Annotated in this window: 22 protein-coding genes; 9 read left to right on the top strand and 13 right to left on the bottom strand. The window is 58.8% G+C overall.

Translation table 11 applies throughout. From position 1 onward, the window contains the following. The first annotated feature begins 14 nt into the window (after nucleotides 1–14). Nucleotides 15–809 (top strand): VacJ family lipoprotein, encoded by a 795-nt coding sequence (locus KUV46_03465; protein ID QYJ01463.1) that lies wholly within the window; start codon nucleotides 15–17, stop codon nucleotides 807–809. Nucleotides 810–813: 4 nt separating this feature from the next. After that, entirely contained in the window at nucleotides 814–1,434 is a 621-nt protein-coding gene (locus KUV46_03460; GenBank protein ID QYJ01462.1) for an ABC transporter substrate-binding protein, read from the top strand. 77 nt (nucleotides 1,435–1,511) lie between these two features. Here KUV46_03460 and KUV46_03455 read toward each other — a convergent pair whose 3' ends face one another. Continuing rightward, nucleotides 1,512–2,342, bottom strand: coding sequence for a PRC-barrel domain-containing protein (locus KUV46_03455; GenBank protein ID QYJ01461.1), 831 nt, complete (start codon nucleotides 2,340–2,342; stop codon nucleotides 1,512–1,514). A 171-nt stretch (nucleotides 2,343–2,513) separates the two neighbouring features. On the opposite strand from KUV46_03455, the gene KUV46_03450 reads away from it, so the two are divergent. Next, nucleotides 2,514–3,620, top strand: coding sequence for an S-(hydroxymethyl)glutathione dehydrogenase/class III alcohol dehydrogenase (locus KUV46_03450; GenBank protein QYJ01460.1), 1,107 nt, complete (start codon nucleotides 2,514–2,516; stop codon nucleotides 3,618–3,620). Between the two features lie 52 nt (nucleotides 3,621–3,672). Further along, nucleotides 3,673–4,050 carry a VOC family protein gene (locus tag KUV46_03445; GenBank protein ID QYJ01459.1) on the top strand — a complete coding sequence of 126 codons (378 nt, stop codon included), beginning with the start codon at nucleotides 3,673–3,675 and terminating at the stop codon, nucleotides 4,048–4,050. A gap of 85 nt (nucleotides 4,051–4,135) precedes the next feature. Here KUV46_03445 and KUV46_03440 read toward each other — a convergent pair whose 3' ends face one another. Beyond that, complete coding sequence (locus tag KUV46_03440; protein QYJ01458.1) at nucleotides 4,136–5,230, bottom strand: glutathione S-transferase C-terminal domain-containing protein; 1,095 nt, start codon at nucleotides 5,228–5,230, stop codon at nucleotides 4,136–4,138. 59 nt (nucleotides 5,231–5,289) lie between these two features. On the opposite strand from KUV46_03440, the gene KUV46_03435 reads away from it, so the two are divergent. From KUV46_03435 to fghA, 3 genes are all read left to right on the top strand, one after another. Further along, nucleotides 5,290–5,610, top strand: a complete 321-nt coding sequence (locus KUV46_03435) for a hypothetical protein (protein ID QYJ01457.1) — start codon at nucleotides 5,290–5,292, stop codon at nucleotides 5,608–5,610. Between the two features lie 100 nt (nucleotides 5,611–5,710). Continuing rightward, nucleotides 5,711–6,046 carry a hypothetical protein gene (locus tag KUV46_03430; GenBank protein QYJ01456.1) on the top strand — a complete coding sequence of 112 codons (336 nt, stop codon included), beginning with the start codon at nucleotides 5,711–5,713 and terminating at the stop codon, nucleotides 6,044–6,046. Between the two features lie 133 nt (nucleotides 6,047–6,179). Next, a complete protein-coding gene (fghA, locus tag KUV46_03425; GenBank protein ID QYJ01455.1) occupies nucleotides 6,180–7,013 on the top strand; it encodes an S-formylglutathione hydrolase in 834 nt (277 codons plus the stop codon). A gap of 58 nt (nucleotides 7,014–7,071) precedes the next feature. Here the strand turns inward: fghA and KUV46_03420 are convergent, their stop codons facing one another. From KUV46_03420 to ectA, 6 genes are all read right to left on the bottom strand, one after another. Continuing rightward, entirely contained in the window at nucleotides 7,072–8,529 is a 1,458-nt protein-coding gene (locus KUV46_03420; protein ID QYJ01454.1) for a sodium/proline symporter, read from the bottom strand. Then, complete coding sequence (locus KUV46_03415; GenBank protein ID QYJ01453.1) at nucleotides 8,526–9,866, bottom strand: MFS transporter; 1,341 nt, start codon at nucleotides 9,864–9,866, stop codon at nucleotides 8,526–8,528. Before KUV46_03415 ends, KUV46_03420 begins: the two co-directional genes overlap by 4 nt. Next, complete coding sequence (locus KUV46_03410) at nucleotides 9,866–11,317, bottom strand: aspartate kinase (protein ID QYJ01452.1); 1,452 nt, start codon at nucleotides 11,315–11,317, stop codon at nucleotides 9,866–9,868. The genes KUV46_03415 and KUV46_03410 overlap by 1 nt, the downstream gene beginning before the upstream one ends. A 93-nt stretch (nucleotides 11,318–11,410) precedes the next feature. Next, nucleotides 11,411–11,812, bottom strand: coding sequence for an ectoine synthase (locus tag KUV46_03405; GenBank protein ID QYJ01451.1), 402 nt, complete (start codon nucleotides 11,810–11,812; stop codon nucleotides 11,411–11,413). 6 nt (nucleotides 11,813–11,818) lie between these two features. Then, nucleotides 11,819–13,117: a diaminobutyrate--2-oxoglutarate transaminase gene (gene ectB, locus KUV46_03400; protein QYJ01450.1), complete on the bottom strand. Its 1,299-nt coding sequence runs from the start codon at nucleotides 13,115–13,117 to the stop codon at nucleotides 11,819–11,821. Nucleotides 13,118–13,171: 54 nt separating this feature from the next. Then, a complete protein-coding gene (ectA, locus tag KUV46_03395; GenBank protein ID QYJ01449.1) occupies nucleotides 13,172–13,678 on the bottom strand; it encodes a diaminobutyrate acetyltransferase in 507 nt (168 codons plus the stop codon). Nucleotides 13,679–13,917: 239 nt separating this feature from the next. On the opposite strand from ectA, the gene KUV46_03390 reads away from it, so the two are divergent. Further along, nucleotides 13,918–14,484 (top strand): MarR family winged helix-turn-helix transcriptional regulator, encoded by a 567-nt coding sequence (locus tag KUV46_03390; protein ID QYJ01448.1) that lies wholly within the window; start codon nucleotides 13,918–13,920, stop codon nucleotides 14,482–14,484. A gap of 121 nt (nucleotides 14,485–14,605) precedes the next feature. Beyond that, entirely contained in the window at nucleotides 14,606–15,151 is a 546-nt protein-coding gene (locus KUV46_03385) for a cytochrome c family protein (GenBank protein QYJ01447.1), read from the top strand. Between the two features lie 20 nt (nucleotides 15,152–15,171). Here KUV46_03385 and KUV46_03380 read toward each other — a convergent pair whose 3' ends face one another. From KUV46_03380 to moaD, 5 genes are read right to left on the bottom strand one after another with little or no spacing between them, the layout of a single operon-like run. Further along, on the bottom strand, nucleotides 15,172–16,371 hold the full coding sequence (locus KUV46_03380) for a molybdopterin molybdotransferase MoeA (protein ID QYJ01446.1): 1,200 nt from the start codon (nucleotides 16,369–16,371) through the stop codon (nucleotides 15,172–15,174). After that, nucleotides 16,368–16,850: a cyclic pyranopterin monophosphate synthase MoaC gene (gene moaC, locus KUV46_03375; GenBank protein ID QYJ01445.1), complete on the bottom strand. Its 483-nt coding sequence runs from the start codon at nucleotides 16,848–16,850 to the stop codon at nucleotides 16,368–16,370. Before moaC ends, KUV46_03380 begins: the two co-directional genes overlap by 4 nt. Then, nucleotides 16,847–17,392: a molybdenum cofactor biosynthesis protein B gene (gene moaB / locus KUV46_03370; protein ID QYJ01444.1), complete on the bottom strand. Its 546-nt coding sequence runs from the start codon at nucleotides 17,390–17,392 to the stop codon at nucleotides 16,847–16,849. Before moaB ends, moaC begins: the two co-directional genes overlap by 4 nt. After that, the gene (locus tag KUV46_03365; protein QYJ01443.1) at nucleotides 17,376–17,861 is read right to left on the bottom strand and encodes a molybdenum cofactor biosynthesis protein MoaE; all 486 of its coding nucleotides are present in this window, start codon (nucleotides 17,859–17,861) and stop codon (nucleotides 17,376–17,378) included. Before KUV46_03365 ends, moaB begins: the two co-directional genes overlap by 17 nt. A gap of 10 nt (nucleotides 17,862–17,871) precedes the next feature. Then, on the bottom strand, nucleotides 17,872–18,120 hold the full coding sequence (gene moaD, locus KUV46_03360; protein QYJ01442.1) for a molybdopterin converting factor subunit 1: 249 nt from the start codon (nucleotides 18,118–18,120) through the stop codon (nucleotides 17,872–17,874). Between the last annotated feature and the right edge of the window lie 4 nt (nucleotides 18,121–18,124).

The following is an 18,124-nucleotide window of genomic DNA, read 5'->3' as shown; positions in this document are numbered from 1 at the left end:
CACGGAATAAATTCATGAAGACTGCAGCCCTCGCCTCCCTCGCGCTCCTCACCATGACCGCCTGCGCGTCGACCCAAACGGGGGCCGATGCGGCATCCGGGGTGAATGATCCGTTCGAGGGTGTGAACCGCAGTATTTACGGGTTCAACGAAGCGGTGGACAAGGCCGCCATTGAGCCTGTCGCGCGCGGCTACCGCGCTGCCGTGCCCCAGCCGGCGCGCAGCGGTGTACACAATGTGCTGACCAATCTTCGCCAGCCCATCGTTTTCACCAACTCGGTTCTACAGGGCAATGCGAATGCGTCGGGCGAGACGCTGAGCCGCTTCCTGATCAATTCGACTGTTGGCGTGGCAGGTATCTTTGATGTGGCCAGCACACTGGGCATTGAAGAGCATGATGAGGATTTCGGTCAGACGCTTGGTGTCTGGGGTGCAGAGCCCGGCCCATTCATTGTCCTGCCACTGATGGGGCCGAGCAATGTTCGCGACACGATCGGCATCGTGACGGACCGTGTGTTCGACCCGCTGACCTGGCTTGAGTTTGAAGATGCTGATCTTGACGATGACATCGCGGTGACCCGCACCGTTATCGGCATAATCGATACAAGATCGAGACTTATCGAGGTCGTTGAGACGCTTCGCTCCCAGCCTGAACCATATGTGGCACTGCGCCGGAACTATATGGCCCAGCGCCAGGCCGCGATCAGAAATGGGCAAACTGAGGCGGACCCGTACAAAGATTTGCCTGATTTCGATGTATACGATGATGATGGCGCCCAGGGGACGGGTGTCGAGGACGAACAGGACTAAACAAATGAAGTTTGCCAGACACGCAGTGGCTGCGCTGGTTATGGCGGCAGTCGCCAGCCCCGTATTTGCCGATGCAAAAACGGAAGCCTTCGTGGAAGAGAATGCCAATGAGGTGCTCGAAGCGCTCAATGATCCGTCGCTGAGCCGCGAGGAGAGAACCGAGCTCTTCAGCGAGTATATGGAAGAATTTGCTGACTTTGACGCGGTCAGCCGTTTCGTCATCGGTCGCTATGCGAACCGTTTCACGCCGCAGGAGCTTTCCCGCTTCCAGAGCGCGTTCAGGAACTATGCGCTGGCCGTCTATGAGAACGAGCTCGATGCGTATCGCGGGGAGCAGGTCGTGGTCGACCGCTCGATCGACCGCACGGCGAACGATTCGATCGTCGATACGCGTATTCCGCGCGCTGATGGTCAGGAAATGAACGTCCGCTGGCGCGTCCTGAAGCGGAATGGTGAGTACCAGGTCGTTGATGTTGCGCTGAATGTGAATGGCAATCTGATCTGGCTGGCTATTGAGCAGCAGGCGCAGTTCCTGTCCCTGCTCGACCGCACAAACGGGTCTGCTGATGCGCTGATCCGCAAGATCGAGCAGATGACCCGCGAAGTGAGAGCTGGCCGGCGCTAGGTCTTAACTCGTTTGCACGAATACAAAAAAGCCCTGCCAGTGATGGCAGGGCTTTTTCTTTGTGGGGTGTTTGACGATTAGCCGTTGTCGTTCATCGTGCCGTAGTCGTCTTCATCCGACGCGTCGTCCCACTCAGTGGAGCTTTCGCGTTCGGTGTTCATGTCCATATCATCCTGCTCATAGCGGAAGACAGGCATCATCTCGAGATCTTCGGAAGAGGCATTGATCATGATGGTGTCATTATTGTCGGCATCCTGCTCTACCATGATCATGTCAAAGCCAATCTGGCGGTCTTCGCCAAGGATCGGGTCACCGATGATCGCGTAGAGCGCTTCGCCGTCTTCAGACACGATCACATCATTGATGCGGGCCGAGTCGTCGGAATTGGTGAAGTCTGCCGTCGTGCCGATCATCTCGGAGACGAGACGGTAATCATTGAGGCCTTCCTGATCGAACTCGGCAACATTCTGGATGTCTTCTTCAGTCATCGAGATCGTGAAGGCAGGGTCGCCGTCCTCAACCATCGTCATGTCGAGATCGGAATATGGCAGCGAGCCCTTCATGCCGGCGAGGTCAATAAAGTCGCCGCTGCGGAAAATGACGGTCTCAACCTGGCCGTTTTCGCCGATCAGGAGGTCGTCGACGGTCGCGATGTCTTCGCCGTCCGCGCCAATGACCTTTGCCCCGACGATCTCTCCAGCGCTGAGATTGCCAGAGACCAGATAAACCGTCTCATAATCCGGCGCTTCAGTGTCCGCCTCGGCGTACTGGCCGTCGGTTTCTTCGGTTTGCGCCATTTCGGCGGTGTCTGTGTCATAAGCCGCCTCATTCATTTCTGTTTCATTCGAGCATGCGGCTGCCCCGAACATGAGGGCTGACGCTGCAGCAGTAATCATGAGCTTCTTCATGATAAAAGTCTCCTTCTGAACTAGTGGATGTAAAACGACAGGTGCACTCTCCTTGTTCCAAGGCGGCTATATTTCGATGTGTGGAGTCGAAGGGAAAATTCTGGGAAAGCCGACTTGTGCCAGACGACCTGTCTCGCCATTGTGCGCGCCAGTTCAAAGGAGTGCCCCATCATGAAAACCCGCGCTGCCGTCGCCTTCGAAGCCAAGAAGCCCCTCGAAATCGTGGAAGTCGACCTGGAAGGGCCGAAGGATGGCGAAGTCCTCGTCGAGATCATGGCCACGGGCATCTGCCACACGGACGCCTACACGCTGGATGGGCTTGATAGCGAAGGCCTTTTCCCGAGCATTCTCGGCCATGAGGGCGCAGGTGTCGTGCGCGAAGTCGGCAAGGGCGTCACCAGTGTGAAGCCGGGCGACCACGTCATTCCGCTCTACACGCCGGAATGCCGCCAGTGCAAAAGCTGCCTGTCTGGCAAGACCAATCTCTGCACCGCGATCCGCGCGACGCAGGGCAAAGGGGTGATGCCGGACGGCACTAGCCGTTTCTCCTACAAGGGCCAAAAGCTGCACCACTATATGGGCTGCTCGACCTTTTCGAACTTCACGGTTCTGCCTGAGATCGCGGTCGCGAAAATCGACCCGGAAGCTCCGTTCGACAAGACCTGCTATATCGGTTGCGGTGTGACGACGGGCGTCGGCGCAGTGACCAATACGGCCAAAGTGACGCCGGGCTCGAACGTCGTTGTTTTCGGCCTTGGTGGTATTGGCCTCAACGTCATTCAGGGCGCCAAGATGGTTGGTGCTGACATGATTGTCGGTGTCGACATCAATCCGGCGAAAGAGGAATGGGGCCGCCGCTTCGGGATGACCCATTTCGTCAACCCGAAAGACGTGAAGGACATTGTCGCCCACCTTGTTGAGCTCACCGGCGGCGGCGCCGACTATTCCTTTGACTGCACCGGCAATACTGACGTGATGCGCCAGGCGCTTGAGTGCTGCCATCGCGGCTGGGGTGAGAGCATCATTATCGGCGTCGCTGAAGCCGGTAAGGAAATCGCGACCCGTCCATTCCAGCTGGTCACCGGCCGCGTCTGGAAAGGCTCTGCCTTCGGCGGTGCGCGTGGCCGCACTGATGTGCCGAAGATTGTCGAATGGTACATGAAGGGCAAGATCGAGATCGACCCGATGATCACGCACGTCCTGAAACTGGAAGACATCAATAAGGGCTTCGACCTGATGCATTCCGGCGAGAGCATCCGGAGCGTGGTGGTCTTCTAGAACAGGGCGGATCTTACCGAACAGGTTTTCCAAAGGGAGGAAAAAGGGAAATATGTACAGTCACATGATGGTCGGATCGAATGATCTCGACAAAGCCAAGACGTTCTATGATGCGACCTTTCAGGCCATTGGCGGCAAGCCGGGCGTGATGGACCCGAAAGGGCGGCTTGTTTACCTGCACAATGGTGCGGTGTTCCTCGTCACCAAGCCAATCGACGGCGAACCAGCGACGCAGGGTAACGGCATGACGATTGGGTTTGCCATGAAGTCGACCGATGAGGCCGATGCCTGGCACAAGGCGGGTGCAGCAGCGGGCGGCAAGGAAATCGAGGACCCGCCAGGCTGGCGCGAAGGCGGCGGCCAGAAGCTGTACCTCGCCTATCTGCGTGACCCGGATGGCAATAAGCTCTGCGCGCTCTGCCGCGGCTAAAGGCTTTCTGACTGAGTAATTGAGCGCCGCTCTACCCAGCCTGGGTAGGGCGGCGTTTTTCTTTGCGGCGGGCTGACCCGTCTAATCAGGCCAGCACGACCTGGCAGTTCTCTCGCTTCAGGCGGCCAGGCAGCCGGAATGTTTTCAGGTCTCCGCCGCCGATGCGCGCAAGCAGCGTATCCGCCCGGGCGCGGTCCTCCGGGCTCATGGCATCGTAGACATCGAGTGCCGCCTGAAGACGCCAGAGCGGAAAGCTGCGTGCCTTGGCGGGGCCGCTGTGGCTTTCGATCTCAATGTCGATATCACCGAGCGCACGTGGGACGCGGTCGCCGCTGGCGGCGTCTGCTGACCAGCCGCTGAACAGGGCGGAGGTGGCCTTGATGGCAGGGAGTTGTTCTCGCATCTGCCGGCGCAGGATTGGCTCCAGCGTTTCAGGGAGTGCGTCGTCGCCTAGCAGTTCTCCGCTGCCACGCTCGCCGCCCGCCTTCATGCGCTCAACCCAGTCGGCCACTTTTGGCGCGAGCCGCCGCATGATCTCACCTGAGGCGGGGTCACGGTAGAGGTGGGCGTAAAGCGGCCCATAGAACGCAAAGTCAGCCAGTGAGGGCCGAGTGCCAAGAATGTAGGGGTGCTGATCCAGGTGCGCCGAGAATTCGGAGAGGAAGGCCTCATAGCTTTTCTCGATTCCGGGGACGGTATCCGCACTGATGCCGAGAATTGGAAGCGCGCCCTTGAACCTCGCACCATTCTTACGTCCGATTTCGTGCTGCTCCTCTGGCGTGAGGTCTGGGGCTGAGAGGGCGCCAAATTCGCCATAGGCCCAGTCTTCATTGTAATTCCAGCGATAGTGCATGGCTGGCAACATCAGCCATTCATCACCGTATAGTTGCAAAAGTTCGCTCACGAATCGCTGAAGTGGAGAGGCCGGCCAGGCGGGTGGATGGGCGTTTTCGCGTGCCTCAACCGCCTGCATGATATCCGCGGTGTCCTGAATGACAGTGCCATCCGGCATGGTCGCAACGGGTATGACCGGCCAACCAACATTGGGCATGATGACGTCGCGGTAGACGGCCTGGGTGGCCGGTTTTTCGATATAATCAGCGCCACGCCAGTCGAGATAAGCGCGCGCTTTCCCTGTGAAGTAGCTGACTTCGGCGCCGTATAATGTGTAGCTTGTCATATGATTTATGAATTCCCGTGCCTATCGTGAGCCTGAGGGACTGATAGGAAGGCGATCTGATGTCGGAGTTCAAGCATTTCTGCCTGGTGGCAGGGGGCGAGACCATGGAAGGTCACGCCATTCCCGACGGACGGGTCGGCCCGTCTGTCATGTCGCTGAAGGTCTGGGCCGCGTCTGTCGAAGAGGCCGTTGAGGTCATCATCTCCATCGGCAATGAGATCGGCTTCAAGATCGAGCAGAATGTCGAAGTCATCCGCTCAAAGGCGACGCAGATGGCGCGCGATGAGGCCTTCGCCTACGCCGTGCGGATCACCCCATGCGCGCATGACGAGCTGGCATTATGTGTGGCCGAAGAGGCTGAGCGTATCCAGAACGAATAGGCTGGCGGCGGGAACCGCATCTATCCACAGCCCGTTTCCTTTCTGTCCGCGCCCGGTGTTGAACGGCCGGTGCGCCTACCAGAACGGAAGGAAACGCACGATGAAAAACGTAACGATGATCGCAGGCGTGCTCGGCGCGCTTAGCATGGCGGCATGCGCCGCAAACCCACCACCAGGACCAGGTTCCGGCGGCCCAGGTTATTATGGCAATGCTGGCTATGACGATGGGTATCGCGGGCCGCCGCGCGCGGATCGCGGCTATGGCGACCCCCGCTACTCAGACCGCTACGGCAATGACCGGTATGACCGCTACGACCCTTATGACGCACGCTACCACGGCCAGCGTTATTATGATGATCGCGCCCGCCGCTATTACTATATCGACGCGCGTACCGGCGCGACGATCTGGGTCAATGGCGACCTCAGGGCCCGCTAGGTCGGTAAACCCGGGAAGAAAAATGAGGGCGTACCCTTTGGGGTGCGCCCTTTGTCTTGGCTGGCGTCCGGTAGGAAGTGCGCGCATCTGTGCTACATAAGGTAGGTAAGCAAACACAGGAGACACTCAGGTTTTGGAAACAGTATCAGACTGGACGAGTTTTGGCGGCGATCTCAGCGTTCATGACCATGAGAGCGAGACGCTTGGCTGCACGATGCGGTTTGCCGTATTTGAGCCGCCGCAGACCGATGAGGAGCCTGTCCCCGTTCTCTGGTACCTTTCGGGCCTGACCTGCAACTGGTCGAACGTGATGGAGAAGGGCGGCCTGCAGCGCAAAGCCGCCGAGCTTGGCGTGATGATCGTCGCGCCTGATACCAGCCCGCGCGGTAAGGACGTTGCCGATGACGAGGCCTATGACCTCGGGCAGGGCGCAGGCTTTTACCTGACGGCCACGCAGGACCCTTGGTCCAAGCACTACAAGATGGACCAGTACATCATGGAAGAGCTTCCTTCCGTGATCCGGTCAAACTTTGCAGCCGATATGCGCCGCCAGTCCATTTTCGGTCATTCCATGGGCGGGCATGGCGCGCTGGTTCTGGCGCTCCGCAATCCCGGTCACTTCCGCAGCGTGTCGGCATTCTCGCCGATCGTTGCACCGACGCAGGTGCCTTGGGGGGAGAAAGCCTTCTCGGCTTATCTCGGCGATGACAAGGAAGCCTGGAAGGAATGGGACGCATGTGAGCTGGTCAAGAAGACGCAGCTTGATACGACCATCCTGATCGATCAGGGCGAGGACGATCAGTTTCTGGAGGAGCAGCTGAAGCCGGGCCTGTTCGAGCAGGCGTGCCGCGAGGCCGGTCAGCCGCTCGCGATCCGTCTGCGGCCGGGCTATGATCATTCCTACTATTTCATTTCGACCTTCATGGACGATCACATCATGCACCATGCCAAGGCGCTCTACGGCTAGCGCGCTGGCATTCGGGAAATGAAAAGCCCGCCTGGAGAGATCCGGGCGGGCTTTTCGCCTATGAGTGGTCGCCTGCATCCTCCAAGGGACTTTGTCTGATCTCCTTGCGGGTGGCTGGACGAGACAGAATGAGCCCTATGAAGAATGGAACTGCAATTCCAGGAAAACCCTCGTAGATTCCGCCATGCCAGCCCAGAATGTAGCGCCATATCAACGTGATGAGTACGCCAAGGAACATCAATTCCACTGCCTGAACTTCAGTAATCCGACGCCCCATGACGTAGAGCAATAGTAATGGGGCGAAGGCGGCCGCTAGCGCGGACCAAGCCAGAATTACGAGTTCAAACACATTCTGATTATCATAAAGGGCCAAGCCTAGTGCAGCAAAAGTGACGGCCGCCGTTGCTGCCTTTAGCAACCACGGGTGCTCAAGTCGTTGCGGGACCAAGTCGTGCGTGATCGCTGCAGAACAAGAGAGTACAACAGAGTCGGCTGTCGACATGGTCGCTGCGAATATCCCAGCCAAAATCAGCCCAACCAGAATATCAGGCAACAGTTCAGTAGCCATTGTTGGAAGGGCGAGCTCTTCGTTTGCAATGCCATTCTCCCCCAGATAAATGCGAGACAGAAGACCTAGTCCCGCAGCCAGAATGTAGAAAAGTACAAAGAATGAGTAGTACCAAGCTCGGGTGCGCTGCATGTTCTTCTCGTCATCCAACGCCATAAAGCGGACCATGACATGCGGCTGGCCAACGACTGAAAAGCCTGCAAATAGCCACCCCAAAATAAACGCACCGACTGCGAGTCCGCCGGTGCCAACCGTTTCGTCGGGCTCAGGCATCAGGTTTAAGTATCTGCCGTCATCCAGTTGCTGCATCGCCTCAATCGCTCCGCCGAGTCCTCCTTGATCCGCAAAGGCGACAAAGAAAAGAATTGTAAGGGCAACCAACATCGACAGTGACTGCACAGCGTCAGTCCAAATTGAGGCGCGAATGCCCCCTGCTATCGAATAGGCGACAATCATCACTGCGACTGCGACAGCTCCAATTCGAGCGTCCAGTCCGAGCACCCCTTCTAGTGCGGTTCCTCCAGCTTTGATTTGAGCTGCAGCATAAACGCCAAGAAACAACACCATTATGATGGCGGCTCGGCGCTTCCAAAAGTCAAAAGAATCGTCAAACCAATTTGAAAGTACGGAGGCAAAGGAAGCCTCATTCGTCGCTTCCGTTGCGCTCCGTAATTTCCGGTGGATCAGCAGAGATCCGAAGTAATCGCCGATTATCCAGCCAAACATCAACCAAATGGCAGACAGCCCGGTTAGGTAAGTATACCCGATGACACCGATGAAGAGATAGCCGGAATTGTTGGTTGCGACCGCTGAGAGACCCGCCAGCCAGGGGGAAACCGTCTGACCGGCAATGTAATAGTCTTTTCGTTCGCCCGTCGCTTGCCGGGCAGAGGCAAGCCCCACGCCAAGGAAGATGATCAGGATAACGATGAAGCTCGCAAGTATCATTCTGGGTCTGTCTCTTGTGATGCCATCCAGGCGAGAAACAGATCGAACTGTTCATTCGTCGCTTCGCCACGTGGGTCGATTTCAGAAATCGCAAGGCTGGTTGCCTGCGTTGCGTTGAAGGGTTCCTTCTCTTCGCCGGTGACTTCGGGCGTACGCACCATCCGTGTGAACATAAGCGCCGCCATGATTGCAAGGGCGAGGGCAGAGAAAGCAAAGAGGCCGCCTGGCCCGATTGCCGACATGGACACGCCTGCGATCAGTGGCCCGATGATGGATCCGATGCCCCAGATGATCAGGATGCCCGCCATCATGGAGGTGGCCTGTTCGGGCTTGGCGCGGTCGGCTGCATGCGCAACGGCGACGGCATAGTAGGATAGTGCCCCCATGCCGAACAGGAAGGCGAGGGCGAGGATGATGGCTTCGGCTGCGAATGTGCTGAATGCAGTTAGCGCGACAGCTGCGACCGCGCCAATTATGCCTGCTGCGGCGATGACGAGGCGTCTGTCGATCCGGTCAGAAATGTAACCGGCTGGCCAGAGGCCGAGCATGGCGCCGGCAAGAAGCGCCCCGTTGAAGCGCGCAGAAAAGGCCGCTGCACTTTCGGGTGAAACGGCCTGTGCGAAGATCGGATAAAGCTGGGCAACGGAATTGTTGACGGCCCCTGCGCAGAACGCGGCAAAGGCCGCCGCGGGGGCGAATTTCAGGATCTTGCGCGGCCCGAACGGGGACCCGGTATGTATTTCTGGCTGTATCTGCCGTGTTGCCGTGATTGGCATGATGGTGACGGCGAACAGGGCCGCGACCATGAGGAAGCCCATGATGCCATTGGCGCCCGCCATGACGGCGAAGGGGCCACCGATTGCGCCAAGCTTGGCGACGACATGGTAAAAGCCGAGAATGGCGCCGCGTTTTTCAGGCGGGGAGGCGTCGGCAATCCAGCTCTCGCCCGCCGTGAACAGAGCGGCCGTGCTCGCCCCGATCACCGCCTGGACGATGGCCCAGAAGAAAACGCTCGGCCCGAGGGTCAGGCTGAGCGAAGCTATGATGGCGATGGCTGCGAAGAAGGAGAAAGAGCGGATGTGCCCTATCCGGGCGATCTGGATAGGCGACAGAATCGCGCCTGTCAGGAACCCGCCAGCGTAGAACGCCGCAACCAGACCAAGGGCAGCATTCGATGTGCCGGCGGCCTGAAGGCCCAGAGCGATCATCACGGATAGGGCAGCCGCTGCACCCTGCAAGAGGGTGAGGGAGAGCACGATGGCGAGAACGTTGCGGTACTGACCGAACGCGTCTCGCCATCCTGCTTTTTGCGATTCAGGCGAAGCTGAATAGGGCATCAGGCGGCGGTGCGGATTTCCGCTGGATCGCCATCGCGATGCGCCGACTCGTCCTCGACGAGCGCCTTGTGCAGGACGCGCACCGCTTCGTCATAGTCCTCTTTAGCCACGAAGAGCTGGAGGTCCGTGCTGCGTGTCAGCTTCTGAAGGCCGAGCATGTTGATGCCAGCGTCGAAGAGCGCGGAGGTGGCCTTGGCAGTCATGCCTGGCACGTCGAGGTTTGCGCCGATCACCGACACGATTGCGAGCTCGCGCGTCGTGACCTCTGCATTTTCATACAGGGCTTCAAGGTCAGCTGCCGCGCGGTTCAGCGACTCGCGCGTGCAGTCGACATAGTGTGTGATCGTGTTGGCGTTTGAGCTTTTCGACACGATCCAGACCTTGTGACGGGTGAGCGCTTTCAGCGCCTCGGCGTCATAACCTTTTACGCCGACCATGTCCTGTTCGAACAGTTCGAACGCGTAGAGGTTCTTGATGCCTGTCACGATCTCGGCGCGCGCTTCCTCAGGGTGGAAGTCATCGGTGATGATCGTGCCCGCATCGCTCGGGTCGAACGTGTTCTTCACGCGAAGCGGCACGCCAGCCTGGCGGAGGCCTTTCGCGGCCTTTGGGTGCACCGCTTCCATGCCCATGTTCGAGAGCTGGTCGGCGACATCGTAATTGGTCTTGCCAATCTTCAGCACCTTGTCGTTGCCGACCAGTTTCGGGTCAGCGCTGGAAAGGTGGAATTCCTTATGGATGATGGCTTCGGACGCATTGGTTAGCGCACCGATACGCGAGAAGGTAACTTCCGTGTAGCCGCGGTCATAAAGCTTCACCATGCCCTCGACGCAACCGGCATAACCGGTGCAGATCGGCAGTTCCTTGGAGAAGTCGATGCCCTTAAGCGCGGTGCGAATACGCTCATCGAGGGAGAGCTTTTCGTCATCGCGCCAGCCGGTCAGGTCGACAAAGACTGAGTTGATATCGCGCTGGCGAAGCAGCAGCGTCGTATTGTGAGCAGAGTGCGCCTCACCAAGTGCAGCGAGCATTTCGCGCACAGTCATCAGGTGTTCGTCGAGGCGGAACTGGCCGTAGGAACACAGGCGGTGCAGGTCGATCAGGCAGTTTCGTACGCCTTCGACGCGCTCAAGCACGAAGTTGTCAGCAACCTTGCGATCTGGGTGATCGCCGAAGATTTCCTGGTTCTTCTCGCGCATGGCTTCAGAAAGCTCGGTCAGTGCCTCGCTCCATTGCCACTTGTTCTCGGCTTTGGCGAAGAGCGCGTAGACGCCCGGCTTGCCGGACTTCTTGTGTTCCAGAAGGAGGTTGGTCATGCCAGCATAGGCCGAAACGACGAATATGCGGTTGTAGAGGTCGGCGCCTTCGCGGCCGTTAATCAGGACATTGTCCAGGATAACGGGTGTGTTCGCGATGGATGTGCCACCAATTTTTTCAACAGTATGGGTCATGGGATTTTGCCCCGGAGTTTTTGGTCTGGTCTGGTTTGTTGGCTGACAGCCCGGCTATGAACCGGGCTGTCAACTGATATTCGGAACAGGCGCTTAGCCTGCGTCTTCGAGATCTTCCGCGGCGGCGTAGGAGCCGTCTGGAAGGTGCACTTCCTTGCCCGTCACCGGTGGATTGAAGCAGCATGCCATGTGCAGCTCTTCTTCGGCGCGCAGGGTGTGCTTGTCATGAAGGTTCAGGCCGTACATCACGCCCGGCTTGATTTCATGGGTCTCACCGGTCGCGTGATCGGTGATCGAACCCTTGCCCTTCATGCAGTACACGCTCTCGAAGTGGTTCTTGTAGTGAAAGGTGTGCTCCGAGCCTGCTTCCAGCACGGTGATGTGGAAGCTGAAGCCCATCTTGTCGTCGGCAAGAAGCATCCGGTAGGACGTCCATTGCGCGTCGGACACGGCACGGTCAGTGCCTTTCATCTCATTCATATCGCGTACGATCATTGTATTTTACTCCGCTGCGATCTTGTGGCTGGCGACGGTTTCTTCCGCTGCCTCGAACAGGATATCGAGACCCTTCTGGAGCATCTCTTCGGAGATGGTCAGGGCTGCGAGAACCTTCACGACTTCGTCGTCGGCGCCGGACGTTTCGATGATGAGACCCTTCTCGAATGCGCGGCTGCACATGTCAGATGCAATGTCACCGGAGGTAACGTCGACACCTTTCATCATGCCGCGGCCTTTCAGCTTCGCGCCCGGGATGAGGTCAGCAATCTTCTGCAGACCGGCCTCAAGGATGTCAGCTTTCTTGCGGACGTCCTTCATGAAGGCGTCGTCCTTCCAGAATTTGTCGAGGGCGACTTTCGCCGTGACAAATGCGTGGTTGTTGCCGCGGAAGGTACCGTTGTGTTCGGCTGGCTTCCAGATGTCGTGTTCCTTCTTGAGAAGGACACAGGCAAACGGAAGGCCCATACCCGAAAGCGACTTTGCCTGGGTAATGATGTCTGGCTTGATGCCCGCAATCTCGAAGCCGAAATAGTCACCCGAACGGCCACAACCGGCCTGGATGTCATCGACGATGAGGAGGGCGCCGGTCTTCTTGGCGAGATCGGCAATGCCTTTCATCCACTTCGCGGACGCGGCATTAAGGCCACCTTCGCCCTGAATTGGCTCAAAGATGAAAGCTGCGGGTGCGTCGACACCGGACGAGCTGTTCTCGATCATCATTTCGATCTGCTCGAGCGTATCAACGTCCTCACCAAACGCATTGGCGTAAGGAAGGTGGGTCGTGCCGCAGATGCCATTGCAGCCTGCGCCAGCACCGGCGCGCTTGCCAGCATTACCCGTCAGCGCGAGTGCGCCAAGCGTCATGCCATGGAAGCCATTGGTGAATGCAATCACATTGCTGCGGCCAGTGACCTTGCGGGCAAGTTTGACAGCGGCTTCAACGGCGTTGGTGCCAGTTGGGCCGGTCATCATGATCTTGTAGTCGCCCATGCCGCGCGGCTCGAGGATGTTGTCCTCGAACGCTTTCAGCCATTCGGCCTTTGCGTCGGTGTACATGTCGAGGCCGTGGGCGATGCCATCGCGTTCGATATGTTTGATGAGAGCTTTCTTCATGTCCGGATCATTGTGCCCGTAATTGAGCGTCGAGCACCCGGCGAGAAAGTCGATATATGTCTTGCCATTGGCGTCGGTCATTTCCGAGCCCTTGGCGCTTACGAAGAGCGTATCGAAGTTGCGGCAATAGCTGCGCACAACTGACTCGCGTCTTTCGAAAATGTCTTCTTGAATGTCTGTGAACGGCATGCGTCCTGCTCCTGTTTTGGTCTGGTTTGAGCGTCTAGGCGCGAGAGGGGCGGCTCAGCTTGCGGCCGGCCGACCGAAAGGCCCGATTGTCACGAGAATCTCGCTGTCGTGACGGCCCTTGAAGTGTTTGTCTTCGTCGAAGAAGGGGCTTTCCTGCAGCGGGGCATCGAGCCAGCGCGCAAGACTTTTGAAGAGGCCCCAGGACGCCTCATTATCAGGCGTGATCGTCGTCTTCAGATAGCGCACATCCTTGCAGGACGGGCGCGAGAAGATGTCGGCGACGAGACGCTTGGGAATGCGCTTCCCGCGTGCCTTTTCACCGATCGCGACCTGCCAGAGGAAGAATACCTCCGGCTCTTCGGGTGGAATATGACCGCTGACCCAACCGATGACTTCGCCGTCCTCGCGCGCGAGTGCGCACGTATTAGCAAAATGCGTCGTCTGGATCAGGTTCATGTAAAGCGAGTTGGTATCCAGAGGCGGACACGCGGCAATGAGATCGTGAACGGCGGCGCCGTCCTCGCTCTTTGGTGCTTCGATTGTCACTGCGTCTGTCGTCATGTCTCCAAGCCCGCTTCCGTTTTTATAATGGCTAACTGCGCAACGGGTTCCGTTGATATGCTTGCCAAATAAATATTGTTTGACTATCTATATATGTGTGACGGAGATGGGGTCAACCCATGCAGGCATAACTTTGAGAATAGGAGATAAAACAATTTTTGGGAGCTAATTCCGGGAAACTTATCCCCTAAATTCGTTTGATATAATAATAATTTTGCAAACAAAGGATATTTGATAATATGGCGCAACTTTCTGAAGGATTTGAGTCGGTGCGTCTGTCTGCGGCGCATGCCGATACCTGGAGCGAAGACATGCAGGATCAGGCTGAAACAGCGCTTGTTGCGCTCCGGCGCGTATTGAAGGCGACCGCCAGCAACGTCAAAGCGGTGGCCACAAAGACGGGGCTGACGGCCTCGCAGCTTCTGGTGCTGCAAGTGCTGCGCACCCAGGGCGAAACGCTGACGGGTGACCTCGCCCGCGCGGTCGACCTGAAGCAGGCAACGATTTCCATTCTGATAGACAAGCTGCAGGAGCAGGAACTTGTCGTGCGCCGACGCGGAGAGACTGACCGCCGCCGCGTATGGGTGAAGCTGACCGAGAAAGGCCTCGCCGCTCTCGATGGCGCTCCGGACCTCCTGCAGGACACATTCCGCACGCGCTTTGGTCAGCTGGCTGAGTGGGAGCAGGCGAGCATCACCGCTGCGCTTCTGCGCGTTGTTTCGCTTCTCGACGCTGAGAAGATCGAAGCTTCACCTATTCTCGATGTTGCCGGCGTGAACGATCCGCTGGTCGGAAACGGACAATAGCTGACGATCCCGGACAATAGGCGGATTTCTTTTCGGTTTGCGTCTCATTTTCTTTTGCAAGCCGTGAGCGCTGGCCTAGTGTTAGGCGGTGATAACTGACCAGGTTGATGGGAGAGACACCATGACACTACGCACAAGCATGATTGCCATTCTTCTTGCGGCGGGCCTCAGCGCCTGCGGCGGAAGTGAAGAGCCAGCCGCTCCGGACGCATCTACGCCGCCGGCTGAAATGGATGCGGATACCGCAGAAACGCCTGCCGAGACCGCGCCGGAAGAGGTTGAGACCGCTTCGGGCCCAGCCGAAGAAGGTACTCAGTTTGCTGGCTTTCCTGAGCCATACGCATCCGCAGATTACGCTACGGGCAAGCGCCTTTTCATGCAGTGTTCGTCCTGCCACTCGCTGACCGAAGGTGGCCCGACGCTGCTTGGTCCAAACCTCTATGGCATGTTTGACCGCAAGGTCGGTGAGCATGAAGGCTTCGATTACTCAAAAGCTCTGCAGGACGCCGATTTCGAATGGACGCCTGAGCAGCTCGACCAGTGGCTTGCCAGCCCGCGCAACTTCCTGCCGGGCAACCGCATGAGTTTTGCGGGTGTGCCGCGCGAGGACCAGCGCGCCGCCATCATCGCCTATGTGATGAGCGAGACGGGCTACACCCCGGAATAAGGACGCAGCCATTTGAGGCTTTAAAGGCGCGGCAGGCTGGTCAGGATGATGTCCTCCAGCTCGCCGCGCTTTTTTTCTGGCGCGTTCGGGAGGCGCCGCAGGAGCGCGGCGCTCGTGACGAAAGGTTTGATCAGCGAACTGTCCTGATCGGGCGCCGGATCGACGCTCAAACCGCCATCAACGGTGAAAGCCGCGAAGGCGCGCATATAGTGCTCCCGTGGTCCGTTAGCTTCTAGGTCGCAGGCAAGGCTCGCCTTGATGAGGCTGTGGCGTTGGCCGGTGATCAGCGGCTTCAGGAAAAGCTGCGCGCAGACCAGTGCAGAAGCCGGGTTACCAGGCAGGCCGAGCACGCGGGTGTCGCCGCGCGTTGAAAACCAGGTCGGCTTGCCGGGGCGCACCGCTATCTTCTCGAAAACAGGCGTGAAGTCAGCCGCGGCAAAGGCAGGGCGCATAAGGTCATGATCGCCGACGGAAGCGCCGCCGACGGGTAGGAAGATGTCGATGTCGCCCGCGCTTTCGATCCGCTCAGAGATCGCGTCCAGCGTGTCTTCTGCGATGCCGAGATCTACGGGGTCTCCGCCCCAGGATCGGACAAGTTCTGCGAGCGCGACGGGGTTTGAATTCACGATCTCACCGCGCTTCAGTTCGCTACCCGGGGGCTTCAGCTCATTGCCGTTCGCAAGGATGCCGACGCGAAGGCGGCGGCGCACTTTCACTTCGGCTATGTTGCCAGCTGCGAGCAGCCCGAGTTCGCCTGCGCCGAGTATGGCGCCGTCTTCCAGAAGCGTGTCGCCTTCGTGAAAATCGCGGCCGGCCTTCCGGATGAATTGGGGCGCGTCGTAGGCCTCATGACAGGTGATCTCATCGCCTGATCGGGAGGTGTCCTCTTGGATGACGATGTGATCAGCGCCTACAGGGATTTCGCCGCCCGTGAAGATTCGGACAGCCTGCCCCTTTCCGAGCGTTTGCACAAACGGGGCGCCCGCTGGCGCTTCGCCGATAACACTCAGGCGAGCCCCGGCCTTGCGGACATCCTCAAGGCGAACGGCATAGCCGTCCATGGCGGACATATCGGCAGGTGGGCGGCTGACGCGCGCCGTGACGGCTTCGGCCAGCTGGCGGCCATGCGCCTGCTCAATGGCGACAGTCTCAGCGCACATGGGCAGGGCATTCTGCGCGAGTGCATCCAGCGCGTCAGCAACACTGATAAGGCCGCTCATGTGCCTGCTTTCCGGTAGTCGCCAGACTTGCCGCCTGTCTTTTCCAGAAGTTCGACCGCGTCGATCCGCATCGCCTTGTCGACTGCTTTCAGCATGTCATAGAGGGTGAGGCAGGCAGCTGAAACAGCTGTCAGCGCCTCCATCTCGACGCCGGTGCGCCCGCTGGTCTTCACCTTCGCCGTGACGAGGAGTGCGTTCGCCTCTGTGTCCGGTTCGATCTCTACCTTTACCGAGGAGAGGGGCAACGGATGGCACAGCGGGATCAGGTCTGAAGTACGTTTGGCCGCCATGATGCCGGCAAGTTCAGCGATGGCGATCGGGTCGCCTTTCTTGGTGTCGCGGCCAATGGCGAGTTCTAGCGTTTCGGGCTGCATGTGAACGCGGCCATGGGCGAGGGCGACGCGTTCGGTGACGTCCTTGTCGCCGACATCGACCATGCGGGCGCGCCCGTCAGGCCCGATATGTGTGAGGCCGCTCAATGTGAATGCCCCATATGCTCCATCAGGCGGGGCATCAGTTCAACGAGGTTGCAAGGCTTGTGACGGCTGTCGAGCTGGTGCGAGATAACCTTGTCCCAGCCATCCTTCACCGCACCGTTCGAGCCCGGCAGGCAGAACACGAAGGTGCCGCTAGCGAGGCCCGCAATCGCGCGCGACTGCAGCGTCGAGAGGCCAACACTCTGATAGCTCACCTGATGGAAGATGACCGAGAAGCCATCGATGATCTTGTCGAAGAGGGGCGTGACGGCTTCAGGCGTGACGTCCCGGCCCGTCAGACCCGTACCGCCGGATGTGATCACGACGTCGACCTCAGGATCGGCGATCCAGGCCGAAACCTGCGCGCGAATTGCAGCCTTGTCGTCTGGAACGATCTTGCGGTCAGCGAGGATGTGACCGGCGTCCTCGATGCGTCTCGCGAGGGTGAGGCCGGACGTGTCGGTCTCAAGGGTTCTTGTGTCGCTCATCACCAGTACGGCGATGCGTACCGGATGGAAGTCGAGGCTTTCATTTATGCCGTGCATTGCGGTCAGTCTCCGTATCAGTCTGCGTCCAGCGGGTGCTGTCGCTATAGTCTTCGGCGCGCGGTTCGATCCAGCGGCTGCCAGTTTCAGTAAGTTCTTTTTTCCAGAAGACGGCTTCTGTCTTGAGGTAATCCATCAGGAAGTCTGCCGCCTCGAATGCGGCTCGCCTGTGCGCAGAGGCGGTGGCAACAAAGACGATGGGCTCAAACGGGCCCATGTCGCCAATGCGGTGGATGATGCGCAGCGCCGTCAGCGGCCAGCGCTGGCGGGCATCTGCGGCGGCTTTCTCGATGCCGTTCTCCGTCATTGGCGAATAGGCCTGAAGGTGCAGGCCTTCGACGTCCGCGTCGCCCGCCCGGTCACGGACAAGGCCGGTAAAGCTTACGATCGCGCCAGCGCCGCGTGCCTCTTTCTCAAAGGTGGCGAGCGCCTTTGATGGGCTGAAAGGGGAAGGCGTGAGCGTGATCATCGCTGGCAGGTCAGCCGCCACCGACAGGCGGCATGAAGGCGATCTCATCGGACGGGGAAATGGGGTGAGGATCGACGACGATTTCGCTGTTCACGGCGAGCCGGACGCTCGCTTCCAGAAAGGCGCCGCCCGCTGATTTTTCAGCGTCGAGCCAGCGGCGGAGTGCGGCTGTGTCTGTAATGGCGGCGGGTATGTCGAGCTTTTCAGCCCCTGTGCCAGCGACGTCTCCAAGGCGTCCAAAGTAGAGGATGTCGGCCATCGCC

This window comes from Thalassovita mediterranea (assembly GCA_019448215.1).
Lineage (GTDB): Bacteria > Pseudomonadota > Alphaproteobacteria > Caulobacterales > Hyphomonadaceae > Henriciella.
Note: the sequence above shows the minus strand (reverse complement) of the source record. Positions and strands in the feature narration are given on the sequence as shown.